Origin of the sequence: Pseudarthrobacter sp. R1 (genome assembly GCF_024494415.1) — a bacterium.
GTDB lineage: Bacteria > Actinomycetota > Actinomycetes > Actinomycetales > Micrococcaceae > Arthrobacter.
The window spans coordinates 389,725-414,331 of the sequence record NZ_JAMKFI010000007.1 but is presented as its reverse complement, the minus strand read 5'-3'; the positions used below and the strand labels follow the sequence as shown (position 1 = coordinate 414,331).

At 65.8% G+C, this 24,607-nt stretch carries 28 protein-coding genes and 1 pseudogene; 12 read left to right on the top strand and 17 right to left on the bottom strand.

Features of this window, described 5'->3' with window-relative positions; genetic code table 11:
* Positions 1-97: 97 nt before the first annotated feature.
* Positions 98-559: a hotdog fold thioesterase gene (locus M8J71_RS09760; RefSeq protein ID WP_256247704.1), complete on the top strand. Its 462-nt coding sequence runs from the start codon at positions 98-100 to the stop codon at positions 557-559.
* A 3-nt stretch (positions 560-562) separates the two neighbouring features.
* On the opposite strand, the gene M8J71_RS09755 is transcribed toward M8J71_RS09760, so the two are convergent.
* From M8J71_RS09755 to M8J71_RS09725, 7 genes and pseudogenes are all read right to left on the bottom strand, one after another.
* Positions 563-1,117: a dihydrofolate reductase family protein gene (locus tag M8J71_RS09755; protein WP_256247703.1), complete on the bottom strand. Its 555-nt coding sequence runs from the start codon at positions 1,115-1,117 to the stop codon at positions 563-565.
* Between the two features lie 9 nt (positions 1,118-1,126).
* Positions 1,127-1,231: pseudogene (locus M8J71_RS09750) on the bottom strand (IS481 family transposase); the annotation flags it as partial.
* 211 nt (positions 1,232-1,442) lie between these two features.
* On the bottom strand, positions 1,443-1,664 hold the full coding sequence (locus M8J71_RS09745) for a hypothetical protein (RefSeq protein WP_256247702.1): 222 nt from the start codon (positions 1,662-1,664) through the stop codon (positions 1,443-1,445).
* Positions 1,661-2,980, bottom strand: coding sequence for an inorganic phosphate transporter (locus M8J71_RS09740; protein WP_308292954.1), 1,320 nt, complete (start codon positions 2,978-2,980; stop codon positions 1,661-1,663). The genes M8J71_RS09745 and M8J71_RS09740 overlap by 4 nt, the downstream gene beginning before the upstream one ends.
* Before the next feature lie 165 nt (positions 2,981-3,145).
* Entirely contained in the window at positions 3,146-3,655 is a 510-nt protein-coding gene (locus tag M8J71_RS09735; protein ID WP_256247701.1) for an HAD domain-containing protein, read from the bottom strand.
* A gap of 17 nt (positions 3,656-3,672) precedes the next feature.
* The gene (locus M8J71_RS09730) at positions 3,673-4,359 is read right to left on the bottom strand and encodes a hypothetical protein (protein ID WP_256247700.1); all 687 of its coding nucleotides are present in this window, start codon (positions 4,357-4,359) and stop codon (positions 3,673-3,675) included.
* A gap of 55 nt (positions 4,360-4,414) precedes the next feature.
* Entirely contained in the window at positions 4,415-4,852 is a 438-nt protein-coding gene (locus tag M8J71_RS09725) for a VOC family protein (RefSeq protein WP_256247699.1), read from the bottom strand.
* 161 nt (positions 4,853-5,013) lie between these two features.
* Between M8J71_RS09725 and M8J71_RS09720 the strand changes: the two genes are divergently transcribed.
* Positions 5,014-5,634, top strand: a complete 621-nt coding sequence (locus tag M8J71_RS09720; protein ID WP_163163474.1) for an L-threonylcarbamoyladenylate synthase — start codon at positions 5,014-5,016, stop codon at positions 5,632-5,634.
* A 4-nt stretch (positions 5,635-5,638) separates the two neighbouring features.
* Here M8J71_RS09720 and ligD read toward each other — a convergent pair whose 3' ends face one another.
* Positions 5,639-6,661, bottom strand: a complete 1,023-nt coding sequence (gene ligD, locus M8J71_RS09715; RefSeq protein WP_256247698.1) for a non-homologous end-joining DNA ligase — start codon at positions 6,659-6,661, stop codon at positions 5,639-5,641.
* A gap of 69 nt (positions 6,662-6,730) precedes the next feature.
* On the opposite strand from ligD, the gene M8J71_RS09710 reads away from it, so the two are divergent.
* A complete protein-coding gene (locus M8J71_RS09710) occupies positions 6,731-7,408 on the top strand; it encodes an alpha/beta hydrolase family protein (protein WP_256247697.1) in 678 nt (225 codons plus the stop codon).
* A 62-nt stretch (positions 7,409-7,470) separates the two neighbouring features.
* On the opposite strand, the gene M8J71_RS09705 is transcribed toward M8J71_RS09710, so the two are convergent.
* From M8J71_RS09705 to M8J71_RS09690, 4 genes are all read right to left on the bottom strand, one after another.
* Positions 7,471-7,623 carry a hypothetical protein gene (locus tag M8J71_RS09705; RefSeq protein WP_256247696.1) on the bottom strand — a complete coding sequence of 51 codons (153 nt, stop codon included), beginning with the start codon at positions 7,621-7,623 and terminating at the stop codon, positions 7,471-7,473.
* Between the two features lie 152 nt (positions 7,624-7,775).
* Positions 7,776-10,424 carry an ATP-dependent helicase HrpB gene (gene hrpB, locus M8J71_RS09700; protein ID WP_256247695.1) on the bottom strand — a complete coding sequence of 883 codons (2,649 nt, stop codon included), beginning with the start codon at positions 10,422-10,424 and terminating at the stop codon, positions 7,776-7,778.
* Positions 10,425-10,449: 25 nt separating this feature from the next.
* Positions 10,450-11,034 carry a hypothetical protein gene (locus M8J71_RS09695; protein WP_256247694.1) on the bottom strand — a complete coding sequence of 195 codons (585 nt, stop codon included), beginning with the start codon at positions 11,032-11,034 and terminating at the stop codon, positions 10,450-10,452.
* On the bottom strand, positions 11,024-11,335 hold the full coding sequence (locus M8J71_RS09690; protein ID WP_256247693.1) for a hypothetical protein: 312 nt from the start codon (positions 11,333-11,335) through the stop codon (positions 11,024-11,026). The genes M8J71_RS09695 and M8J71_RS09690 overlap by 11 nt, the downstream gene beginning before the upstream one ends.
* A 305-nt stretch (positions 11,336-11,640) precedes the next feature.
* Here M8J71_RS09690 and M8J71_RS09685 point away from each other — a divergent pair, with 305 nt between their 5' ends.
* Positions 11,641-12,054: a CBS domain-containing protein gene (locus M8J71_RS09685; RefSeq protein WP_256247692.1), complete on the top strand. Its 414-nt coding sequence runs from the start codon at positions 11,641-11,643 to the stop codon at positions 12,052-12,054.
* Positions 12,055-12,111: 57 nt separating this feature from the next.
* Here M8J71_RS09685 and M8J71_RS09680 read toward each other — a convergent pair whose 3' ends face one another.
* A complete protein-coding gene (locus tag M8J71_RS09680; protein ID WP_256247691.1) occupies positions 12,112-12,627 on the bottom strand; it encodes a flavin reductase family protein in 516 nt (171 codons plus the stop codon).
* A 248-nt stretch (positions 12,628-12,875) separates the two neighbouring features.
* Between M8J71_RS09680 and M8J71_RS09675 the strand changes: the two genes are divergently transcribed.
* From M8J71_RS09675 to M8J71_RS09655, 5 genes are all read left to right on the top strand, one after another.
* On the top strand, positions 12,876-13,703 hold the full coding sequence (locus M8J71_RS09675) for a DUF4397 domain-containing protein (RefSeq protein WP_256247690.1): 828 nt from the start codon (positions 12,876-12,878) through the stop codon (positions 13,701-13,703).
* 164 nt (positions 13,704-13,867) lie between these two features.
* On the top strand, positions 13,868-14,602 hold the full coding sequence (locus M8J71_RS09670; RefSeq protein ID WP_256247689.1) for a class F sortase: 735 nt from the start codon (positions 13,868-13,870) through the stop codon (positions 14,600-14,602).
* On the top strand, positions 14,599-15,282 hold the full coding sequence (locus M8J71_RS09665) for an RNA polymerase sigma factor (RefSeq protein WP_256247688.1): 684 nt from the start codon (positions 14,599-14,601) through the stop codon (positions 15,280-15,282). Before M8J71_RS09670 ends, M8J71_RS09665 begins: the two co-directional genes overlap by 4 nt.
* On the top strand, positions 15,269-15,997 hold the full coding sequence (locus tag M8J71_RS09660) for an anti-sigma factor (protein WP_256247687.1): 729 nt from the start codon (positions 15,269-15,271) through the stop codon (positions 15,995-15,997). The genes M8J71_RS09665 and M8J71_RS09660 overlap by 14 nt, the downstream gene beginning before the upstream one ends.
* A 38-nt stretch (positions 15,998-16,035) precedes the next feature.
* The gene (locus tag M8J71_RS09655) at positions 16,036-17,718 is read left to right on the top strand and encodes an alkaline phosphatase D family protein (protein ID WP_256247686.1); all 1,683 of its coding nucleotides are present in this window, start codon (positions 16,036-16,038) and stop codon (positions 17,716-17,718) included.
* 18 nt (positions 17,719-17,736) lie between these two features.
* Here the strand turns inward: M8J71_RS09655 and M8J71_RS09650 are convergent, their stop codons facing one another.
* From M8J71_RS09650 to M8J71_RS09635, 4 genes are all read right to left on the bottom strand, one after another.
* Entirely contained in the window at positions 17,737-19,917 is a 2,181-nt protein-coding gene (locus M8J71_RS09650) for an elongation factor G-like protein EF-G2 (protein ID WP_256247685.1), read from the bottom strand.
* A 31-nt stretch (positions 19,918-19,948) separates the two neighbouring features.
* Positions 19,949-20,374, bottom strand: coding sequence for a ChaB family protein (locus tag M8J71_RS09645; RefSeq protein WP_256247684.1), 426 nt, complete (start codon positions 20,372-20,374; stop codon positions 19,949-19,951).
* A 117-nt stretch (positions 20,375-20,491) separates the two neighbouring features.
* Positions 20,492-20,680, bottom strand: a complete 189-nt coding sequence (locus tag M8J71_RS09640; RefSeq protein WP_256247683.1) for a hypothetical protein — start codon at positions 20,678-20,680, stop codon at positions 20,492-20,494.
* Between the two features lie 154 nt (positions 20,681-20,834).
* Positions 20,835-21,779, bottom strand: coding sequence for a 5'-3' exonuclease (locus tag M8J71_RS09635; RefSeq protein WP_256247682.1), 945 nt, complete (start codon positions 21,777-21,779; stop codon positions 20,835-20,837).
* Between the two features lie 125 nt (positions 21,780-21,904).
* Here M8J71_RS09635 and M8J71_RS09630 point away from each other — a divergent pair, with 125 nt between their 5' ends.
* From M8J71_RS09630 to M8J71_RS09620, 3 genes are all read left to right on the top strand, one after another.
* Positions 21,905-22,339, top strand: coding sequence for a hypothetical protein (locus M8J71_RS09630; protein WP_256247681.1), 435 nt, complete (start codon positions 21,905-21,907; stop codon positions 22,337-22,339).
* Between the two features lie 96 nt (positions 22,340-22,435).
* Entirely contained in the window at positions 22,436-23,110 is a 675-nt protein-coding gene (locus M8J71_RS09625; RefSeq protein WP_256247680.1) for a DUF6766 family protein, read from the top strand.
* A 159-nt stretch (positions 23,111-23,269) separates the two neighbouring features.
* Positions 23,270-24,553, top strand: a complete 1,284-nt coding sequence (locus M8J71_RS09620; RefSeq protein WP_256247878.1) for an MFS transporter — start codon at positions 23,270-23,272, stop codon at positions 24,551-24,553.
* Positions 24,554-24,607: the final 54 nt, after the last annotated feature.

The window sequence follows — 24,607 nt, the reverse complement described above, 5'->3', positions numbered from 1 at the left end:
GGCGGTTGAGCCTTGTGGGGCGTTGTCCTCCTGCAGGACGTTGGACGGGAAAGGGGCCGGTTTGGTTGTTTCACTCACAGGTGCCAGCCTAGTTGCCATGATGGACAATTTCACGCCCGGCCCCTTCGCCGACGAGCTCACCGCCGCCGGGGTCCCGGAGCACCTGCACGGCTGGCTGGGCCAATTCGGGATAGGCGCGTTGGTGGTGAAGATGGGGATCCGCTTCCTGGAGATGAGCCCCGAGCGGACAGTGGCCACCATGCCGGTGGAGGGAAACACCCAAGTGGCCGGAATCCTGCACGGCGGCGCCCACGTGGTGCTGGCCGAAACGCTTGGATCCTTCTCTGCGGGCATGCATGCAGGACCGGGACGACACGCAGTGGGCATCGAAGTCAGCGCCACCCATCACCGGTCCATCGCGGCAGGCACTGTTACGGGAACCTGCTCCGCGATCCACCTCGGCCGGACTCTTGCGACACACGAGATCGTGATGACGGATGGGCAAGGGCGGCGACTGTCCACCGCCCGCATCACCAACTTGATCCGCGATAACGAATAGTCGTTAATCCCCGGGTTTCGTCTTCAGGAGGTACCGCAGCTCGACGATCCCCCTGCCCATGGCGCGGGAGGCAGTCAACTCAAGTGGCGGCGTCGGGCCTGCCAATGGGAGCAGCCGCTTGCCGTCTCCAAGCACAACGGGAATGACGGAGAGGATGAGCTCATCCAGGAGGCCGGCGTCGGCAAACTGCGCCGCGAGGTCTCCGCCGCCCACCACCCAGACGTTCCTGCCTCCGGCGTCTGCCTTGAAGTCGGCGATGAACTCACTGACACTCCCGCGAATAAACGTGATGTCCGCCCCGGCAGGTGCGGTGTACTCATGCCGGGTGAAGACGTAGCAGGGGGTCTCAGGATAGGGCCAGCTTGCGGGCTCATGCTCCATCAGCCAGGCATACGTCCCGCCGCCCATAACGATGCAGCCAACGCCTGCCATGAACGTCTCGTAGCTTTCCTTGCCGCCCTCAAAACCATCGAACTGCAGGAGCCAGCCCAGATCATCTGTGGACGTGGCGATAAAACCGTCAAGGGACGCGGCTACATAATACTGAATCCGGGACATGGCCCCAGCCTAGCTGTATTGACCTGAGAGGTTGGTGACGCGGCTGGCCGGTGGCTGACCTTTGAGTGAGGTGTGGCCTCGATGATGATTGTAGTGATGGAGCCAGTCGGCGAAAGCGGCAACACGCTCGGTCTCTGATCGTTAGCATGGGACATTGAAGACCTCCTTGTGGTTCGGACTCTAGACAAGCCCCACTCCACTTGGAGGTCTTCTTTTTGTCACCTAACCACGCCGCATGTTCCTAACGTCCGTGGTCAATACACCTAGCCATCCCCCGCCGTCACGCCAACGGCGCCCCGGCTGCTCTTCCTTCGGGTACCGGACGTTACCCGGAGAAGTACGGAATGATCAGGTACAGGCCAAACAGCACGGCCAATCCACATAGCCCGAAGCACACATAGGCAAGGGACCGCTTCACCCCCGGCGAGGCCTGCTGCACGTCGCCGGCAATTGCCGTCAGCCGAACGCCCAGCGAGTAGAGAACCACGACGGTCACTGCGGCTGCCAGGGTGGCTCCGGCCACGGTCAGCAGTTCCAACCACTTCATCGTTGCGTATCTTTCGTCGTCATGGCTTCAGCTTCGGTATCAGCCTCGGCGCTGGTGTTGGCCTCGGCGCTGGTCTTAGCCCCAGCATTGGTGTCCGCTTCGGCGTTGGCCTTCGAGTGGGCCTTGGCCTTGGCGCGCGCCCGGGCCATCGCCTTCTTTTTGGCAAAGCGCACGGCCTGGCCGGCTTCCTCCACCTCGATGGCGTTGTGGTGGCCGACGGCGGACTTGCGTGAGTAGAAGAACATAAAGAGAACTGCGGCAGTACCGGCGACGGCCGCGATAAGGACCCCCACCACGCCGGTTTTCACCAGCAGCGCGGTCAGTGCCCCCACGATGCCGGCTGCGGGAAGGGTGAAGAGCCAGCCCAGTGCGATCTTGCCCACCATGCTCCAGCGGACACTGGTTCCCCTGCGGCCCATGCCGGAGCCGATGACGGAACCGGACGCCACCTGGGTGGTTGAGAGTGCGAAGCCGAGGTGCGAGGAGGCGAGGATGGCCGACGCCGTGCTGGTCTCGGCGGCGAAACCCTGCGCAGGCTTAACTTCCGTGAGCCCGGCGCCCATGGTGCGGATGATGCGCCAGCCGCCGGCGTAAGTGCCAATGGCAATGGCAAAGGCACAGGCGGCGATCACCCAGAACTGCGGGCCGGACCCCGGAGCCTGCGTGCCGGCCGCGATCAGGACGAGGGTGATGATACCCATGGTCTTCTGGGCATCATTGGTGCCGTGGGCAAGTGCAACCAGGCTGGATGTGAAGATCTGGCCGGTCCGGAAGCCGCCGCGCTTCTGCGTGAGCTTGCTGCCGGTTTCGGGATCGTGCCGTGACGTCAGGGCGTAGGCGAGGCGGGTGCAGATGTAGGCAACGATGCCGGCGATGAGCGGTGCAAAGATCGCAGGCAGGATGACCTTCTGCATGAGGCCCTCAAGATTGATGGAATTGAAACCGATGCCGGCAATGGCTGCGCCGATCAGGCCGCCGAACAGGGCGTGTGAGGAACTCGACGGCAGGCCTTTCAGCCAGGTGATCATGTTCCACAGGATTGCTCCCATAAGACCGGCGAAGATGATGTCCGGCGTGATCTGCACGCCTTCGGAACCTTCACGGATGATGCCGCCGGAGACCGTTTTGGCCACTTCCGTGGACAGGAAGGCGCCCACCAGATTCAACACGGCCGCGAGGGTTACCGCGGTCTTCGGCTTGATGGCACCGGTTGCGATGGGCGTAGCCATGGCATTCGCAGTGTCATGGAAGCCGTTCGTGAAGTCGAAAAATAGTGCCAGTGCGATGACCAGCGCCACCATGAAGGTGATATCCACCTGTTGCCCAATCTGCAGAGTCGACGTTCAGCAGTTTCTTTCCCCCGGCTGCCTTGCACAGCATAATTCACCAGCTGTTCGCTTGGAATGACCTGCGCTGTTAACACGATGGGCTAACACAACCGGCGAGAAACCTTATCGATCGTACGCGTCCTCGGCAGGAGGTCAAAACACCGGCTCCGTGAGGAATGCGGCGACGGCGTCCAATTCCGCGGGCGAGATTCCCCGCCGGGGGTCCGGCGACAGCGTCAGCAGACGCTGGCCCATGATCCCCGCCCAGGCTTGGGCTTCCGCCTCGAAGGCGAGCTGGTCATCCACCCATGCCACCGCGCCGGGTCCAGTCTCTTCCACATGGGCTTGAAGGGCCCGGAGCTTCCACCACCCGGGTCCGCTTCCGGGCCCGTCGGCTGTCAGGAAGGGCCAGTCGCCACCTTTCAGGCCGATGGCCGGGCAGAGGTACTGGGGCGCCAGGTCCTCCCAGCTGGTGAGCCAGACGCACCGCAGCCCGGGCATGGCGGCCAGGCTGTTGAGTCCTGTGACAAGTTCGGGTGCGTACGCCACCGGCAGGAGCCCGGCGTCGGCACGGCTCCAGGGCGTTCCCCAGCCGGTGCTCCCTTCTGGGCCAAAGGGACAGATGACCCCGTCGACGTCAAGGTAGAGCGTTCGGGCGGCCACGGCTGCTTCCCGGCGGATCAGGCGTGGTGGGAACTGGAGGGCCGCGCGCCCGGGTCCAGCATCGGTGCGATTTTCTCTTCGAGCGCCGCCACGGTTACGTCCGGCAGGACGATAAGGCCGTCCAGTTCCCGGCGGGCCCGCTTGTAGGCAGCCTGGCGTTCCGCCGGGGTGGCTGCATGGTTTTCCGCGATTTTCAGCAGCTGCCGGGCGGTGGCCAGCCGTTCCCGTTCGGGACCAGTGAACTTGCTGTCCCTGATGCGCCTGGCTTCACGCTCGGCGACGTCCAGAGCCACGCTGAAACCGTCCACGGCTTTCCGGTATGCCTCGAGGCGGGAGCGGGAGGTCATGTCCGCCGCCGCTGCCGGCCGCAGGCCGTCAGCCTCGCGTTTGGCTCGCAGGAACGCCACCGTGAGGGGTTCCCGGACATCGGTCATAAGCGGGAAATCGATCAGCTTGCCCACGTCGAGTTCGTAATCCAGCCAGCGCTTGTTGGCAGCGTCATGGGCGGCCATCAGCGACTCCACCTCGGCGGCCGAAGCTTTCTCAGCCTCACGTGCCTGGTTCTTGAGCTTGTACAGCTCCACCTTCCGCTGGTGCCGCCGGTCGCTGGCCTTGCGCCACGAGTTCGCCCAGTGACCGGCAAAGGCCAAAGCGGGGAAGACGAGCCACCATTTATCGTCAAGGATCTCAAAGAGGGACTCCACGCGTACATCGTCGCACTGCGTGGCGCCCCTCCTCAAGGAAACGCGACTGGGGTGATTACCCGGCTGCCTGTCCTGCAGCTTCCGCGTTGTTGACATTGATCAGCCAGGCGACGCCGAAGCGGTCCGTGCACATCCCGAAGATGTCGCCCCACGGCGCCTGCTCCATCGGTACCGTGACATGGCCGCCGTTGCCGCTGAGCTTTTCGTAGTAGCCGCGCAGTTCCGCTTCATCCTCACCACTCAACGAGATGGAGATGGACGAGCCTTCACTGAACTCCATGCTGTTCGGCGTGTCCGCGCCCATCAGCACCAAACCCTGCGTGGTGATCAGCATGCCGTGCATGATCTTTTCCGCCTCGGACGGATCCTCGCTGGCCTGGAACTCCCCGAAAGTGCTGAGCGTCAGCTTACCGCCGAAAACAGACTGATAGAAGTTCATTGCTTCCCGGGCATTGTCACGGAAGCCGAGGTACGGGTTGAGGGTGGTGGGCATGGCTGGATCTCCTTGAGTTGTACTGAAAGGGATGGAACCAGACAACATCCTGCCCCAATCAAAGGCAGCCGGGTAGGGGGCACCGGCCCCTCCTGGTGCTTTGGCTGCGCCCCGGGTGCCAATGCGTGCGGCGGCGGGGCGGGGGACGTAGGCTCGGGTGCATGGCCAGATACTTTGACGTTCACCCGCAGGATCCCCAGCCCCGTGCCGTCACCCAGGCAGTGCGCATTGTGCTCGACGGCGGGTTGATCGCCTACCCCACGGACTCCTGCTATGCGCTGGGGGCACAGTTGGGCAACAAGGACGCCCTGGACCGGATCCGGTCCATCCGGAAGTTGGACGACAAGCACCACTTCACGCTGGTCTGCAGGGACTTTGCCCAGCTGGGGCAGTTCGTGAACATCGGCAATGACGTCTTCCGCAGCATCAAGTCCGTGACTCCGGGGAGCTACACCTTTATCCTGCCGGCCACCAAAGAAGTTCCGCGGCGCCTGCTGCACCCCAAAAAGAAGACCGTGGGAGTCAGGATCCCGGACAACCGCGTGGTGCAGGCGCTGCTGGCCGAGCTCGGCGAGCCGCTGCTCTCAAGCACCCTGCTGATGCCGGACGAGGAGGACCCAATGACCCAGGGCTGGGAAATCAAGGAGCGGCTGGACCACCAGGTGGACGCCGTGATCGACGCCGGCGACTGCGGCGCCGAGCCCACCACCGTGGTGGACTTCTCCAGCGGCGTGGCCGAGGTGGTCCGTCGCGGGACAGGTGACCCGTCCCGCTTCGAGTAGGCTGCTAATCCTGCTTTCGGGCACGGCTGGGCTGCACCCGCGGCGGTTCACCCGGCATCTTGGGGTAGTCCGGGGGAAAGGGCATCTCCTCAAGGCCGGCCTTGAGGTCCCGGTCCCACCACTCAAGAAGGGTGTCGATGGTTCCCGGGTTGTTGTGCATGTCCGCCCAGGGGTCACCAACGGTCTTGAGCCGGTCCGGCACAGTGAGAATCGTGAAGTTTTTCGGATCCGCGGTCTCCAGCTCATCCCAGGTGATGGGGCATGACACTGAGGCGTGCGGCAGCGCCCGGGGGCTGTAGGCGCCGGCGATGGTCCGGTCGCGGTTGGCCTGGTTAAAGTCCAGGAAGATTTTCTTGCCCCGTTCTTCCTTCCACCAGGCGGTGGTGACTTTCTCCGGCATCCTGCGCTCCACTTCCCGGGCCGCAGCAATCACGGCATGCCGCACATCAAGGAACTCGCGGGTGGGCTCGATGGGCGCGTACACATGCAGTCCCCTGTTTCCGGAGGTCTTGATGAAGCAGGTAAGCCCGGCCTCGGCCAGCACTTCCTTCAGCAGCAGCGCCGCCGGGACAGCGTCGTCGAAATCGGTGCCCGGCTGCGGATCCAGGTCGATGCGCAACTGGTCCGGGTTGTCCGTGTTCGCGGTACGGGACGGCCACGGGTGGAAAACGACAGTGTTCATCTGGACCGCCCAGATGGCCGCGGCCGGTTCGTCCAGGACCAGCATGGGATGGGAACGGGCGCTCGGGAAAACCACCTTCATCGCCCGGATGAACTCCGGGGTGCCCTTGGGCGGGTTCTTGGAGAAGAACATTTCGCCATCAACGTTGTCCTTATACCTCTGCAGGGCAACCGGCCTGTCGCCGTTAGCGGTGATGAACGCCTCCCCCACATCGGCGAAATACTGTGCGAGGTCGAGTTTCGTGAGTCCCAGGTCAGGCCAGAGCACCCTGCTGGGACTGGAGATGCGCATCTCGCGCTCGCCGTCGGGGCCCGTTACGGTAATGGTGGTCTGTTCGCTCGCCATGGGGACAACGTACACCCCGGCTGCTGTCTGCGTTGAGATTTGGGGATCCGGGTCCGGCATGATGGAGGCATGCCTGGCTCAGAAGTGCCCCTGACCCTCGCAGTGGGCGGCGTCAATGTCTCTGCTGCGTACGCCCGCCCGGATGATCCGACCGCAACGGTTGTGGTGGCCCACGGGGCGGGGGCCGGGATGGAGCATCCCTTCCTCCGCGGGTTCACGGCGGCGCTTAATACGCTGGGGACCGCAACGCTGCGCTTCAACTTCCCCTACCGGGAAGCGGGCCGGAAATTCCCCGACCGGCCGCCCGTCGCCGTCGCCACCTGGCGTGCTGCGATGGCCGCGGCGGCGGAGCAGGCAGCAGCCCATAACGACGCTGGCCCGATCTGGGCGTGCGGCAAGTCCTTTGGGGGCCGGATGGCTTCCATGGCGGTGGCCGACGGGATGGAAGCGGCAGGACTTTTGTACCTGGGCTATCCCCTGCATCCGCCCGGCAAACCGGACAAGCTAAGGGATGAACACCTGTACGGGCTGACAACGCCCATGTTGTTCCTGCAGGGAAGCCGGGACACTTTCGCAACACCGGAGATCCTGACGGGCGTGGTCTCGAGGATCGGGACCAATGCCGTTCTCCAGTGGATGGAGGGCGGTGACCACTCTTTCGTCGTCGCCGGGTTTAAGCGTTCGGCGGATGAGGTGGGTGCTTCCCTTGCCGAACCCGTGGTTGCCTTTATCCGCGGCCACTCCTGACAGCGAACGTCCAGCCACGACAGCCTGCCCAAGCGCTCAAGCGGCCGCCAGGGGGACAGCTGCTATGCAGCGTCGTCCTGCCACCAACCTTCCCAGGCGGCGGAGGTCAGCTGACCTTGTGAAAAATCGGACTGTCCATCGCTACCACTGTGGGACCGGCTGTCATCGTTCCGCTGGCCGTCGAGCAAGAGGTTGAGGCTGTTGAGGAGAAACATCTGCACGTCCTTAATGTGAGGGTGTGGACAACGCCGTCCAGGTGCAAACGAGCTTATCCACGGGATGTTTCAGTCCATCGCCGCGAGGTTTCAACTGTGTATCGGAGATCTCACGTTGAACTCCGTGGAGCCGGAATCCGCCGCTTGGGCGGCTACTTCCTCCGCTTGACGTGTGCGGTGGCCGGAGCCGTCCAGGGATCCTCGGGCCAGGGATGCTTGGGGTAGCGGCCCCGCATTTCGGCCCGGACCTGCGCGTAGGGGCCGGACCAGAACGATGTCAGGTCGTCCGTGACGGCAAGCGGTCGCCGGGCCGGTGAGAGCAGGTGGAAGAGGACCGGTACACGGCCGCCGAGCAGTCGCGGCGTCTCCGCCCACCCAAAGCACTCCTGCAGCTTGACCGCCACCACCGGCCGGGCAGTGCGGTCCGCAACATCCGGGTAATCGATCCGCACCCGGGACCCGCTGGGCACCTCGAGCCACTCCGGGGCGAGGTCGTCCAGTTTGGCCGCCTCGGGCCAGGGCAGCAACCGGCGCAACGGGTCGCCGAGGCTGATGGAGCGTGCGGCCGCTCCGCCGGCGAGGGCTTCCAGCTCCGGTCCCAGCCAGTCCCCCAGCCGCGACAGCAGCGCCTGGTCCGAAACGTCCGGCCACGGCGAGCCCAGCCCGCGGTGCAGGAAGGCGAGACGGCGGCGCAACGCCTCTGCCGCCGTCGACCAGTCAAGGACGCCCAGCCCTCCCCGCTGCAGGGCTTCCGCTACGGCCGCGCGCCCCTCGGCGGGCGACGGGCGGACCGGCGTGGATGCCAGGATGATGGCCCCCAGGCGCCGCACCCTCCGGGCAGAGAGGCGGCCCTCGGTGAATTCCGCCTCGACCGCATCGGTCAAAAGGTGCGACGCAGCAGCTTCCGCCAGTTCGGGTGCTAGCGGCGCTGCCGAGCGGATAACCGCGCCGGTTCCGGCGGCGTCCCTCCCGCCGGCGCGGGTCACTTCCGCCACGGCCAGCCATTCATGGCCGGACAGCGAACTGCCGGCCGGCAGCCCGGCACGGGTACCCGAGGAAAGGAGATAGCGGTTTGGAATGTCGCCGTCCACCCTTCGTGCCACGCGGTCAGGAAAGGCGAGTGCGACGACGGCGCCCACCACGGCTGCACCGGTGACCTTCCCGGGCAGGGCGGGCTGTGCCGGCGAAGCAGTCGGCGCGCCTTGCTTCGAAAGGGCTGCCAGGCGGCGGGAATCCTCCGCCCAGCGGCGTGCTTCCGGTCCGGTTTCGTTTCGCAACTGGGACTGGAGGCGGGGCAGGTCAGCGCCGGGAGCGCGGTAATCACCCGCGACCAGCGCCACCGCTTCAGCTGCCGGCAGATGACCCGCGGCGGCTGCCCCGTCGAGCAGGGCCCGGGCCAGCCGGGGATCCGCCGGTATGGTGGCCAGCAGCCTGCCCATGCCGGTGGCCTGGTCCTCGCCTGTCACCGCCCCAAGTTCGCGCAGGATCTCCATGGCATCGTCCATGGCCTGCTGTGGCGGCTGGTCCGGCAGCGCGAGCCCCTCTCCGCGCGGGGCACCCCAGGATGCCAGGAGCAGGGCAGCGCCGGTCAGGTCCGCCACCTTGATTTCCGGCGTCACATGGGCAGGGGCGGCACCAAAGGCCTGCTGGTCATAGCACCGGACCACCCGCCCGGGACCCTGTCGGGCTGCCCGCCCCGCACGCTGATCGGCGGAGGCCCGGGAGCAGGAAACGGTCACCAACCCGCTCATCCCCCTGCCGGCGTCGCGCCGCGGCTCCCGGGTGAGCCCTGAATCGATGACAAGCCGGACACCCGGCACGGTAAGGGAGGATTCGGCAAGATCGGTGGAAACAATGATTCTGGGGCTGCCGCCCGGTGTGCGGCCCGAAACTGCGCGGTCCTGTTCCGCTGAACCCACCTGGCCATGGAGCTCCAGGACGTCCGCGGCCGGACCCAGCCGGCGGCGGAGGCCCACCGCCACCCGGGAGACCTCCCGCGCGCCGGGAACGAAAACAAGGGCATCGGTGGAGCTGTCACCCTTCAGCGCCTGCGTGAGCTCCTCCGCAGCTGTGGCGGCAACAAAATCGAGGTACGCGGGCGTCACTCCCCTGTCGTCCAGGCGCGGCACTGCAGCAGGCCGCCACTCCGTTTCCAGGGGGTGGAGTACCGAGGGGCAGTCCACGACGGGAGCGGGTGCCCCGCCGTCGCCACTGCCGAGCAAGGCGGCAAAGCGGGGTGCGTCCAGGGTGGCGGACATGGCGACGACGGTGAGGTCACCGCGCAGCTCCCGCACTTCGACGAGCATGCCGACGAGCAGGTCCGTCTCAAGTCCGCGTTCGTGGACCTCGTCCAATATCACCGCGCCCACACCGTCCAGCCCCGGGTCGGAGAGCAGGCGGCGCAGCAGGATGCCGGGCGTCACAAACTCGATGAGTGTTTCGGATCCGGCCTGCCGTTCCCCCCGCACCGAATAGCCAACCCGGCTGCCCAGCCGGGTGCCGTCCAGGACCGAGAGCCGGCGCGCGGCGGCACGGGCAGCGACCCTGCGGGGCTGGGTGACAACCACGCGCCCGGTGCCCGGCGCCAGAAGGTTCGCGAGCAGCGGCGGAACCAGGGTGGTCTTACCGGTTCCCGGCGGCGCCTGCACGACGGCAGAGCGCGGGCCGTCGCCGCCGTCGTCGCCGCCGGTGAGGGCTTCCGTCAGCGCCCGGGCCGAGCTGGCGAAGGCCAGGCCCGCGCCGATGGCTGCAATGTCAAAGGGTTTGCCGGCAGTCTGCTGCTGCCCGGCTGGAGAAGTCATCCGTCCATTGTGCCCGGAAGTTCTCTCAGGGCTTCCCTGGCCCCTTGCCCTTTCCTTTGGCTTCCTTTGCGGGCTCCGGCAACTCCGGTTCCTCCTGGACGGGAACCACCTCAGGGGCGGGTGCCTGAACGATCAGGGGCGGCTGGGGTACAACCTGCGCGGGCTGCTGCACGGGTTCCGGAGCCGAGGAGGAGCTTGCGGTGCCCGCCGTTGGGGCTTCAGCAGCGGCAGCCGACACCGCTGCAATCTGGCCGGTAATCTCCCCACGCACGGAGTCCAGGGCTGCCTCGATGCCGCGATACCTCGATACCGAGATCAGGCCTTGGCTGGCGGCGTCGTTCAGGTCTTTCTCCAGCGCCTCCAGCGCGGCAAGGGCACCGTCCATGCGGTTTTCGGCTGCAGCCTGGCTGATGGTGAGCACCCTGATTTGCAGCCCCCGGAGCGTGCCTTCGTCCGAATCCGACGGCCGCGCGAGCGGGGAGGCGGCATACAGCGCCGCGGCAAGCCCGGCAACTGCCAGTAGGGCGCAGGCGGCCTGCCAGGCGCGGAGGCGCTTCAGGGGTGGCGCGCCTTCTGTGCCTTCACGCAGCGGCTGCGTTTTAGGCGGCATGCCTGCCCCGCAGCGGTGCCATGGCCGGCGGCCTGGTGGGCAGGACGGTAACCGTGGCGAGCTGAGCCGGCTCCGGCGCAGTGACAACTGCCTCCTTGCGTGCGGATCGGCGGGCTATCAGGCGCCGGGTTGCCATCCGCAGCAGGATGGCGATTGAGTGACCGAGGCCCAGCCCCAACAGCACGTGACCGGCCAGGTACTGGCCCCCGTTCCCGGCAGCGCCAAAGGGGGCACTCAGAGCCGCGGCTGCGCCGGCAACGGTAACCGCCAGCGCCGTGGCGGCAGAAAAAACTGTGCCCATGGCCCTACTCCTAACCTCAATTAATCAGCAAGCTTACTAGTATTGGTCAGCAAGCTTACTACCTGATCGCGGTGACGCAAGAACTCCAGCCCGCACAAATCACCGGCTACCAGGGCCCGCCTACACCAAACTGCCGCCCGGGCCCGCGCAGATCTGGACACAAATAGTCAGTAGTCTTAGCATTTTTCCATCGGCCAGCTCTTCGGAGCTGTCAACCACGAACGACTCCCCGAAGGGCCACCCGACCCCGCCGCAGACACGGCAGGGCATGGCAGGGCACGGCACTATGGATGGAGGAGACGATCATGGCAACGGCGCGGGAAATCATGACCGGGGGCGCAGAGTGCGTGGGCGAGAAGGAGACGCTCGAGGCAGCAGCCCGGAAAATGAAGGAACTCGATGTGGGATCACTCCCAATCTGCGGCGAGGACAACAGGCTCAAGGGCATGCTGACAGACCGGGACATCGTCATCAAATGCCTGGCAACGGGCGGGGATCCACGCACGGCCACAGCCGGAGAATTTGGTGAAGGAAAACCCGTCACCATCGGCGCTGACGATTCGATTGAAGAAGCAATCCGAACCATGCAGGACCATCAGGTGCGCAGGTTGCCGGTGATCGATGGCCACGACCTGGTGGGGGTTCTGAGCCAGGCGGACATTGCCCGCAACTACCCCGAGGACCGGGTGGGCGAACTGGTCGCGTTCATCTCATATTGATTGGCAGCCGCCGGGAGCGCTGGCCCGGCACGGCGGCGCCGCCAACAGAACCTATGCCTAGCTGGCCGCTTCAAGCACGCGGCCAGCGGGGGCAAGCCCGGCGTACCGGCCCCTGAAGAACAACAGCGGCTCGGCGTCCTCCCGGGCGCTCAAGTGCCTCACGGCAGCAACCACAATAGTGTGGTCACCGCCGTCGTACTCCGCATGGAGTTCGCAGTCGATCCAGGCAAGGGCATTGTCAAGGACGGGGTTGCCCAACGGCGAGGCCGAATAGCCCACACCGGCAAACTTGTCCGTTCCCGACCTGGCGAACTGCCCCGCGAGATGCTGGTGCGTTGCGGGGAGAATATTAATGGCACAGGACCCTGCCTGCCGCAGTACCGGCCAGGTACTGGACGTCCTCGCCGGACTAAAGGTCACAAGCGCAGGTTCGAGGGACAACGACGCGAACGACTGGCAGGTAAATCCAGCCGGGCCACCTTCCGTGGCGCTGGTGATCACGGTCAAACCGGTGGCGAAAGTTCCAAAAATGTCGCGAAGCCGGCGGGGAGCAAGATCTGCTGTGACTGTCATGGCGTGGCCCTCTCGTTGGATCGTCACCTCACCAAACCATCAGCCGCTCCCAGGATTCAACCGCTCTGAAACGTGCGGACGCGGACCGACACGGAGGGTCATACCGGTACATCGTCCGTCATGGAGCGTGGGCCGGCGGAATCTTTTTCAAAGTTTTTTTCATGCATGTGCATCCGGATGGGCACTGCCGCCGGTAGTAGGGGTGTAAGCAAAAACCGCCCGCCCAGCGGGCCGAAGAAGGAGAAATCATGCGCACCAGCATTTTTGCATCAGGAGCAGTGGCAGTCGCGGCAGCACTGGCTTTCGCCGGCCCGGCCCAGGCGGCTGAAGGCGACGCCCAGCTGTCCGTCCTGCACGGAGTGCCCGGCCTGACCGTCGACGTCTGGGTCAATGGGGAGCGGACCCTGGACGACTTTACTCCCGGCACCCTTGCCGGACCGCTGGCTCTTCCGGCAGGAAACTACGCCCTCGCCATCACTGCCGCGGATGCAGCAGACGCATCAGCCGCCGTGATCGGCCCGGTGAACGTGACCCTCGCCGCCAACGGCAACTACACCGCCGTGGCCAACCTGGACGCCGCCGGCAAGCCCACCGCGAACCTCTTTACCAACGACGCCTCGCAGATTGAACCCGGCAAGGGCAAACTGACAGTCAGGCACACCGCCGCCGCTCCCGCCGTCGACGTCCTGGCCGCCGGTTCCGCCGTCATTTCCAACCTGGCCAACCCGAACGAACAGACACTGACGCTGGATCCGGGCACTATCCCGGCAGCTGTGGCAGCGGCGGGAACCACCCAGCCCGTCATTGGCCCAGCTGACGTGACAGTCGCCGAAGGCACGCACACCATCGTGTACGCCTGGGGCAGCCTGACCGACCAGAACCTGCAGCTCGCAGTGCAGACCATTGGAGGCCTGCATTCAGCACCGGGAGCAGTCCCGGGCGGACGCTCGGGTGCTGCTGACGCTGGCGCCGCAGGACAGGCCATGGCAGTCGCCGGATTTGGGGCTGCAGGGATCGCACTCCTGCTGGGCGCGGTCGCGGTTTCCCGCTCGGCTGCCCTCCGCAGGGTGAACTAGCTGCACGGCAAGGCCAGGCACGGTGACCAGACCGACGCCCTGGCACCGAGGGCCCGGCCGGCCGGCATTCTTCGCCGGCCGGCCGGGCCCGTCCCTTCCGCTCTCCATTCAGGAGGCGGAGCATTTAAGCATTTGGGCAGCGTTTACAAGAGGAGGTTGTCCCCATGGAAAGCACGACGACGGACCAACAGTTCCGGTACTGCCCCGAGGTGCAAATGGCCACCGGGCGCAGCGCAGCGAAGGCACGCACTATTGTGGCCGCCGTCGTCCTTGCCGTGATGGCGCTGCTGTCCGGATGCGGCACACCGGCACCAACGGAAGCGGCCTCCCCTGCCCCCACCACAGCAGCCGCTGCCGCCACCGCATCATCACCCGCACCTGCACCTGCAAGCACACCCGCTGCGCCGCCCAATGTTCCAGTCCGCCAGGCCACCCCGATGCCGGCTGCGCCCAAGGACCCGGCACCACGCTCCCTGACGGTCGAGGGCACCACCATCAACATGGGCATCGTGGAAGTGGGTGTTTCTCCGGATGGGGCCATGGAGATTCCTGAAGCCTTCGACCAGGCCGGCTGGTACCGGCACGGACCGGCCCCCGGAGCAGCAGCCGGGGCAGCCGTTGTGGCGGGCCACGTGGATACCACCTCGGACCTGGCTCCCCTCTCCCAGCTGAACGGCCTTACAGCCGGCACGCGCGTCACCATCGAGCGAGACGGCGCACCGGCCCTGAACTACCGCGTGCGCTCCGTTGAGCTGATGGCCAAGGACAAGTTCGACGGTGGTTCCCTCTTCCGCCGCGACGGGCCCCACCAGCTCAAGATTGTCACCTGCGGAGGCCGCTGGCTGGACGACAAACAGGACTACAGTGACAATGTCATTGTCACTGCGGAACTGGAATGAGCCGCTCCGCAGCCCTGACGCTCAACGCCGAGGTGGGGAAGGAGGCCGATGTGGCACCTTCCAGCCAGCCGCCTTCCGGCGACGGGCAGCGTGGTGGCAGCGCTGCTTCCGGGCCTTCCGGCTTTGGGAGATGGGACCGTCAATACGACCATTCCTTTGCTGCCGGCGACGAAACTGCCCTGGCCGAGGCCTACCGCCAGTTCTCTCCCCTGGTGTATACGTTGGCGCTCCGGGCGCTGCGGAACCGGAGCGCAGCCGACGACGTCACCCAGGAAGTCTTCATCCGCGTCTGGAAGTCACGGTCCACCTTCGACCCCTACAAGGCGGAACTGCCGGCGTGGATTGTCGGGATCACCCGGAACGCGGTCACCGATGCCCTGAGCGCGTCCGCCCGTGAAAACCGCAAAGTGTTCGCGGCTGCTGGTCTTCAGCCCGGGGCGGAGGACGCCGCCGCCTCATCGTCCGCTGAAGTCCTTGCCGACAGGCTGCTGCTGGACGGGGAGCTTGACCGCCTCGGCGAACCCCAGGGCTCGATTATGCGCCTGGCGTTTTACGACGACCTGACCCACGACCAGATTTCACGGCAACTGAACCTTCCCCTTGGTACGGTCAAGAGTCATATCCGCCGCAGCCTTAGCCACCTGAGACACCGATTGGAGGTGGATCATGCAGCACCTTGACCCCGAAGTCCTGAGCCTGTTCGCCCTGGACGAGCCTGTGGACGCGGGCAGCAGCAGCCACCTTCGTTCCTGCCCTGAGTGCGCAGCCGAGTACGCCGCGCTCCGCCGGGCCGTCAACGCCGTCCGGACCACCCCCGACGCCAGTTCCCTGGAGAGCCCGGGACCGAACGTATGGGAAGGAATCCACCGGAAGCTGGGACTTTCCGACGCCGTTGCGGCGGATCCGCTTGGCCCCGCAAACGCGGAGCCTGTTGAACCCCAGCCTGCTAAAGGAAGCAACAACGTCACCTGGCTTCGCCGGCCGGCGACCTGGCTGGCAGCCGCCGCGGCCGCCGTCGTGATCACCACCGGCGTTGTGGTCGCGGTCAACCAGATGGTCGCCCCGGTTCCGCTCGCCTCTGCCCGTCTGGAACCGCTGGAGCAGTTCTCCGCCACCGGATCGGCCACCGTGACCGAAGCAGGCGACGGGACGCGGACCATCGAAGTGCAGTTGGACAAGACGGAGGCACGCGGTTACCAGGAAGTCTGGCTCATTGCCCCGGACCTTTCCCGGCTGGTCAGCCTGGGGATCATGAACTCGTCATCCGGCCGCTTTGACGTTCCGGCAGGGCTCGACCTCTCCGGCTACCCCATCGTCGACATCTCGGATGAGCCGCTCGACGGCAATCCCGCGCACTCCAGTGTCAGCATCGTCAGGGGCACCCTCAGCTCCTGACCATGGCGCCGCCGCCGCGGAGCGGGTACAACTTATTCATGATGTCGCCCCTGGTGCTCGGCCCCATGATGCGGTACGTGGATGAAACCTCAGCGAGCATCTGGGTGGAGACGCGCGGTTCCGCCGAAGTCACCGTCCACGCGGCCGGAAAATCCTGGACCGCCCGGACCTTCGCTGTCCACGGCCACCACTACGCCCTCGTGGAGGTGGCGGCGCTGGAACCGGGAACCGTCACCCCCTACACTCTCCAGGTCAACGGGACCAGGGTGTGGCCCGATCCGGAATCCGGCCTGCCGCCGTCGAAAATAGCCACCCTGGTTCCCGGGAGGCCCCTTCGGCTGGCCTTCGGTTCCTGCCGCACCAGCGTCCCGCACGATGCCTCCGGAAACCGAAGCCACGGCGTGGACTCCCTGCGCGCCTACGCCCTGCGGATGGCTTCCGACGACGGCACTCCCTGGCCGGACCTGCTGGCGTTCCTGGGCGACCAGGTCTACGCGGACTCCACCAGCAAGCACATGCAGGAGTTCATCCGTTCCAGGCGGGATATCAAGGAACCGCCCGGGAAGGAGCTCAAGGACTACGAGGAGTACGCCCACCTCTACTATTTGGCGTGGTCGGACCCGGCCAACCGGTGGCTGCTGTCCACGCTGCCGAGCGCCATGATCTTTGATGACCACGACATCCGGGACGACTGGAACGCCTCCCGGACGTGGAAGCAGAAGATGGCAACCACCCCGTGGTGGCAGGAGCGGGTGGTTTCGGGGCTGGCTTCGTACTGGGTCTACCAGCATCTGGGAAACCTCTCCCCGCAGGAGCGTGCCCAGGATGCCCTGTGGCAGCGGGTGGCCCGCCACGCCGGCCCGGACGAGCTGGACCTCAGCGACGAGCTGGACAAACTCGTGGAACGTGCGGACAGCAACCCCGAGACCTACCGGTGGAGCCTCTGCCGCGACTTCGGCGATACAAGGCTCATTGTGCTGGACTCGCGCGCCGCCCGGGACCTTTCCCCGGACCGGCGGGCGCTGCTGGATGACGGAGAGATGGGCTGGCTCGACGAGAACATGCGCGGCGGTTTCCGCCACTTGCTCATCGCCACGTCGCTGCCGTTCCTCCTGCCGATGGGCCTGCACCACATGGAATCCTGGAACGAAGCCGTGTCCGAGGGCGCCTGGGGAAGCCGGGCCGCCAAGGCAGCCGAAAAGCTGCGCCAGGCCCTCGACCTGGAACATTGGGCGGCGTTCCAGAAAAGCTTCCGGCACGTGGCCATCATGGCGGCCGAAGTCGCCGACGGCAAACGCGGGAGCGCTCCTGAGACGGTTATGTTCCTCTCCGGCGACGTCCACTTTTCCTATGTTTCGGAAGTGCGGCGGGCAACAGGGAGCAGGATTATCCAAGTTGTCTGCTCGCCCATCCGTAACCCGCTGCCGCGCCTGATGCGGTCCGTTACGGCCATCCTGTCCTACGGGCTCGCCGAATCCCTGGGGGCCCTTGCGGCGCGCTCTGCCAGGGTGCCGGACCCGCCCTACACATGGGCAGGCATCAAGGGTCCGTGGTTCGACAACAACCTGGCATGCCTGGAAGTGACGCCTGAAGGGCTGGACCTGTGGTGGCAGAAAGGCGTGGTGGAGGGCGGTGACCATCTGCACCCCAGGCTGGAGCAGGTGGCTTCCCTCACCATCACGCCCAGGAACGTGGAGCAGCCGGCGTCCCAGGCGCCCTAACTCCGCTTGGGCGCAGCGTCATCTGCCGGCCCCGGCAGCCGCCACGTTGCCTGGTACGGGATCGTGCCGGAGGTACTGGCGGTTGAAGGTGCCGGTTCCCGCTGTCAAAGCACGGAGTTCCACCGCGTATTTCAAGAGTTCCTGGTCCGGCACTTCCGCCGTGATCTCCGTCCGGTCCCCGCCGGAGGACGTGGTGCCCGTCAGCCGGCCGCGGCGGGCGGAAAGGTCGCTCATTACCGTCCCCACATGTTCGTCCGGGACGCTGATCGCCACTGACGAAACAGGCTCCAGCAGCTGGATTTTGCCCGCTGCCGCCGCCTCCCGCAAGGCAAGGGCACCGGCTGCCTGGAAGGCTGCGTCCGAGGAATCGACGCTGTGCGCCTTGCCGCCCACCACGGTCACGCGCACATCCACCACCGGGAAGCCGGACGCAATGCCTTTCTGCATCTGGGCACGTACGCCCTTCTCGACGGATGATATGAAGGTTCCGGGGATCACGCCGCCCACTGTTTTGTCGATGAACTCGAATCCGGTGCCCCTGGGCAGGGGCTCAACCTCGATGTCGCAGACGGCATACTGGCCGTGGCCGCCGGACTGTTTGACGTGGCGGCCGTGCCCGGCAGCGCGGCTTGAGAAGGTTTCCCGCAGCGGCGTCACGACGTCCACGGTGTGCAGCTTTACGCCCTGGTCACGCAGCCTGTCCAGCACCACCTCGGCGTGTGCCTCTCCCATGCACCAGAGGATGAGCTGGTGGGTCTCCGCATTCCGCTCCACCCGAAGGGTGGGGTCGCCGGCGGCCACCTTTCCCAGGCTGCGGGCCAGGGCATCCTCGTCGCCGTGCGAATCGGCTTCAATGGCCACCGGCATCAGCGGTTCGGGCATCTCCCAGGTGGCCAGCAGCAGTGGCTGGTCCTTGGCCGAGATGGTATCCCCGGTTTCCGCGCTGCCCAGCTTGGCTACCGCCGCGATGTCGCCGGCGACACAGAAGGGCACGGGCCGGAGGTTGGCGCCCAGCGGCGAATAGAGGTGGGTGAGGCGCTCGTCGGTGTCGTGGTCCTGGTGGCCGCGGTCCGCCAGCCCGTGTCCGCTGACATGTACCGGGGTGTCACCGCGCAGGGTTCCGGAGAAGACCCGGACCAGGCAGACCCTGCCCAGGAAGGCGTCCACCGTGGTGCGCACCACTTCAGCCGCAAGAGGCCCCTCCGGGTTGCAGGCAAGGGCGCGGACCGGCGCTCCGGTAAGGTCTGTTGCCCGCGGCAGGCTCCGCTCCGGCGGCGACGGAAACGCTTTGGTGAGGAGCTCCAGAAGTTCAGCCGTGCCCAGCCCGGTGAGCGCCGAAGCGGGCACCGCAGGAAAGAAGGACCCCCGGGCGACGGCGGTTTCCAGGTCCGTGATGAGGACGTCGGCATCGATGTCCTCCCCGCCCAGGTAACGGTCCATCAGCGTCTCATCTTCGCTTTCCGCGATGATCCCCTCGATGAGCTCGGCCCGCGCAGCATCCGCTGCTTCGATTTCCTGGGGTTCGCCGGTACGCGCCGTGGCACCGGACGTCCCCGGCGAATACTCGAAGACCGTGCCGGACAACAGGCCGAGGAGGCCCGTGGCCTCCCCGTCGGTGCGTACAGGGACATACAACGGAAGCACCGTGTCGCCGAACGCCGCGCGGCAGGCGGCGAGGACGGCGTCGTAATCAGCCCGGGGATGGTCGAGCCGCGTGATGACCACGGCACGCGGCATCCCCAGGTATTGGCACTCCTGCCAGATTGCCGTGGTGCCTGCATCCACCCCCTCAACGGCGGAGACGGCGAAAAGGACGGCGTCCGCGGCGCGAAGGCCGGCGCGGAGTTCGCCAATGAAGTCCGGATAGCCGGGGGTGTCCAGGAGGTTGATCTTCATTCCGGCCACAGGCAGCGGGACCACTGACAGGGCCACCGAGCGTTGTTGGTGGATGGCGGCGGGATCGGAGTCGCTTACGGTGGTCCCGTCAACCACCGAGCCTTTCCTGGTGATCATGCCGTTAGCCTCAAGCAGGGCCTCGACGAGAGTGGTTTTGCCGGCACCGGACCGGCCAACGAGTGCCACGTTTCGAACCATGGCGGGGTCCCGCGGGGTGATGCCGGCAGTGCCGTTGCCCTGGCGCCCTTCCGGCCCGCCCCGCCCTGCAGGACCTGCTGCGTCCTTGGTGCCTTTGACCGACATCCGAACCTCCTGGCGTCTTTGCCTGGTTGTTTTACTTTTCGCGTGCCTTGCGGGTGGCGGCTTCGTTGGCCTTTTGCAGCGCCTTGACGAGTTCGTCCTTGTCCATGGTCGAACGGCCGGGGATATCCAGTTCCCGGGCGCGCTCCAGCAGGTGTTTCTTGGAGGCGTTGGCGTCCACGCCGCCGGCGGTGGGTTCGGCTGCCCCGGCTCCCTTTTCGGCCCGTTGGTCTGAGGGCCCGCGTTTCTCTTTCGGCTCCCAGTGGTCCCCCACCTTTTCGTAACTGTGCTTCAGTGATGCGTAGGCGGCCCGCGCAGCGCGGCTTTCGTCGTTGTCATACGACTCCATGGCGGAATCGTAGGTTTTGGCAAACGTGTCCTGCGCTTTCTGGTCCGAGCGCTGAAGGGTCGAAGGAAGCTCGTCCTTGCGGGCGTGGTCGTTCTTTCCCGTCTTCGGCATTGCACTCACCGCGCTTTCGTCAGCAGGCTGAACGTCCGGACACACCAAGCTTAGCCATGCCCTGGTTTGCTTGTCTGCTGCCGGTGCCGGCCGGGAACCTACGTCTGGAAGACAGCACTATCGCTGCTCCGGCCAGGAGTCAGGGTCGTAGCCGTAGAGGCGTGGGCTGCGGGGTTCCACATCGGGGGCGGCGGCGGGGGCGTCCGCCTGTTGCTCCGCATCCTCTGCATCGACTACTGCGTCGTCGGGACCGCTTTTCTTCCGGTCCCTTTTGGTTTTGCCGCGCTTATCCGGGCCGTCAGCCATGAGCAACTCCAATCCCCCAATTGAGAGGTCCGGCTGCTTGAACCACTGCAGCCACCCTAACGGCAGGGAGGGCAGCCCACCATGTCACTTTTGCTCAAGAATTAGGCAGTTTCGCCGCTGCTTCCAGGCCAAGGGTGGCCGCGCCCGCAAGGTCTCAGCTGGGCCGGGTCCGGTCCAGCGCGTCGAGGAGCCGCCTGACCGATCCGCCAAGGTTCCATTCGGTGGCAACGCTTTCGAGTTCGGCGCGGGCCCCGCCGGTGACGGGGTGCAGTTGGGCGCCGGCTTCCTCGAGGGAGGGCAGGTCGAGGTCCCGCACAAGCCGTACGACGGCGGGCGCGGCCACCAGGTAATCGGCGGCAGCTTCCAGCTTGGCCCGGACAGGTGACGACAGGCCGCCGTTCGGGTCCGCCGCTGCCTCGAGGAGGTTTTCCAGGGTGCCGTACTTCAGGAGCAGGGATGCTGCTGTCTTTTCCCCGATCCCGGCCACACCCGGCAGGCCGTCCGACGCGTCGCCGCGAAGGGTGGCGTAATCCGCGTACTGCTGGGGCAGCACCCGGTACTTGCCCACTACCGCCGCTTCGGTCATGACATCGAGGTTTTTCATGCCGCGCGCGGTGTAAATCACCCGGACCTGGCGGGCGTCATCGCAGACCTGGAAGAGGTCGCGGTCCCCGGTGACGACGTCGACAGGGAGGTCGGCGTGGCTGGCGTAGGTGCCCACAACGTCGTCGGCCTCGTGGTCAGCGGCACCGACAATGGCGATTCCGGCCAGGCCAAGCGCGCGGCGGATCATGGGAAGCTGCGCCTCGAGGGCGTCCGGCACAACCTCCACATCAGGGGCATCCGTCATCGCCTCCGCGACGCGGTGCGACTTGTAGGTGGGCAGGAGGTCCACACGCCATTGCGGCCGCCAGTCGTCATCCCAGCACGCGATGAGATGGGTGGCCCCGTAGTCCGTGGTCAGCCTGGCGATCATGTCCAGCAGACCCCTGACGGCATTGACCGGCGTCCCGTCCGCGCGGCGGATGGAATCGGGCAGGCCGTAAAAGGCGCGGAAGTACAGCGAGGCAGTGTCCAGCAGCATCAGGCGGTCAGGCATACCTTGATCCTGACACGGAACGGACTCCTCGTGGGAGTTGTGCGTCTTGCCGCTGGGCGGGTGCTGTTCCCATCCTTCGATTCTGCAGTAAGTTCATCACAGCAGCGACGTCCGAAGGAGGGTACGTGAACGCAAGGGCTCCGTCCAGGTTCAGTATCGAAAGGCTCCGCCGGCCGCTGCCGGCCGTCGCCTGCCTGCTTGTTATGGCCGCCGTTACCAGTTGCGCCCCGGATACTACGGGCGCGTCGTCAACGGCACAGGGCTTCCACGAAGCCGTAAGGTCCTCTGACTGGTCCACTGCCTGTGCATTGCTGCAGCCCGATACGCGCCAGCAGGTTGCAGAGCAGAACGGCGGCAGCTGCGAATCCGGCCTGGAATCCTTGCAGCTGCCCGCAGCAGGGACGCTTTTGAAGACCGAAGCGTACGGGCGGGAGGCTCTGGTGGAGTTCGAGGGCGATGTGGTTTTTATGGCCTCCTCCGGCTCGGCTTGGCGAGTCACAGCCGCGGGATGCACCCCCAGGGGAGATTCCCCATACTCGTGCGAAGTAGGAGGCACATAAGAATGCGGTGGTCCTTCCTTCTCTACCTGATCCTCATCTTCGCTGGGCTGGCGTACATGGCGTTCGTCGGGCTGGTCCGCGGATAAGGATCCTGAAGTGAAAAACGGGTTGAAAAACAATGGACTGAGTCTCTTCTTCGGAGGAATTTTCCTGCTCGCGGTCCTGGGGCAGGCCATCACGGGGCAGGCTGTCTTCAATGAAGAGCAACTCGCCGCTGGACTGGACGAGATCAGTTTCGCGCAATACCTGACCTCTTCAAGCTTCGCTGTCGACGTATCGGAGAACTGGCAGTCAGAGTACCTTCAGTTCCTGCTCTATATCGTGGCAACGATCTGGCTGGTCCAGAAGGGGTCGCCGGAGTCCAAGGAGCCGGGCAAGGAGGGGCTTGAATCCGATGAAGAACAACTGGTCGGCGAGCACGCCAACGATAAATCCCCTGCCTGGGCAAGAGTCCGCGGCTGGCGCCTGACGATATTCTCCAACTCGCTGGCGGCCACCATGGGACTAATCTTCGTCCTGTCCTGGCTCGTCCAGTCGCTGACCGGACACGCGGCCTACAACGAAGAGCAGCTGCGGAACTTCCAGGATCCCGTCCCGTGGCTCGAGTACGCCGGTTCACCCGACTTCTGGAACCGGACCCTCCAAAACTGGCAGTCGGAGTTCCTGGCCGTGGGGTCCATGGTTGTCCTGTCCATCTACCTCCGCCAGCGCGGGTCACCCGAATCCAAACCTGTCGGATCCGCACACGACGATACCGGCACCACCGGCTGAGGCGACGGTTGGCAGCACAGCGGGTGGATTCGCTGACCTGTTCCAGGTTGCTCCGTGGACCGCCGAGGATCGGTTTGTTGGGGGCTCTGGCACCGGGAGCCTGAACGGGGTGAGAATGGCCTCGTGTTCCTTGCACGGAGGGGCCGGGCCAGCGAACCGATGAACGCCGCAGCCCGAAGGATCCAGCGCATCTACCTGACGTTGACGCTGGGCAATACCCTTGCGGCTTCGTTCATTTGGGGCGTCAACACGCTGTTCCTGCTGGACGCGGGCCTCAGCAATTTCGAGGCCTTCGCCGCCAACGCCTTCTTCACGGTCGGAATGGTAATTTTCGAGGTCCCCACCGGCGTGGTCGCGGACAGCTGGGGCCGCCGGGCGTCATTCCTGCTCGGCACCGTGACCCTGGCCGGATCCACATACCTCTACTACCTGCTGTGGCAGTTCTCCGCCCCGTTCGCCTGGTGGGCAGTCGTGTCCGTATTGCTTGGCCTGGGCTTCACCTTCTTTTCCGGTGCGGTTGAGGCCTGGCTTGTTGATGCGCTGCGCTACTCCGGCTACGAAGGCGGGCTGGAGGCGGTGTTTGGGCGCGGGCAGATGGTCGCGGGCGTGGCGATGCTCGCCGGCTCGGTGGCCGGTGGCGTGATCGCCCAGGCTACGGACCTCGGTGTGCCCTTCCTGGTGCGGGTGGGCGTGCTGCTGGCCATGTTCGCGGTGGCCTTTGGACTCATGCACGACGTCGGGTTCACCCCAGAGCGTTCGACGCACCCTTTGCGCGCAACGCGGGCAGTGCTGACCGCCTCGATCGAGAACGGCCTGAAAATCCCGCCCGTACGGTACGTGATGCTGGCCGCCCCCTTCAGCGCCGGCGTCGGAATCTATGTCTTTTATGCCCTGCAGCCGTACCTGCTGGAGCTTTTTGGCGACCCCCGCGCCTATTCTGTTGCCGGGCTTGCGGCGGCCATTGTGGCGGGCGCGGAGGTGGTGGGCGGCTGGCTCGCACCCTATGTCCGGCGCCTGTTCCGCAAACGCACCTCCGTGTTGATCCTGAGCGGCAGCATCAGTGCCGTGATTCTCCTGGTGCTCGGGTTTGCCCGCGTGTTCTGGGTTGCCCTGGTCCTGTTGACGCTGTGGGCTGTGATCGATTCCGCCGCCATGCCGGTACGGCAGGCGTACGTGAACGACATGATTCCGTCCAAGCAGCGCGCCACCGTGCTGAGCTTTGACTCGCTGATGGGATCCAGCGGCGGCGTTGTGGTGCAGCCGGTGCTCGGCAGGAGCGCCGACCTGTACGGCTATCCCATGTCGCTGGCCCTGGCGGGGATCTTCCAAAGCCTCGCGGTTCCGTTCCTCCTTGCCAGCCGGCGGCAGGGCGCCGCAGCGGACGAAGCCAATGCGTCAACGGAGCAACCGGATAAGGGACCGGCCGAGGAGCCGCGCCCCTGAGCGTCCGCGGAGCAACTCCCGGATTGAGGATAATGGCGGGACAGCTATTAGTGC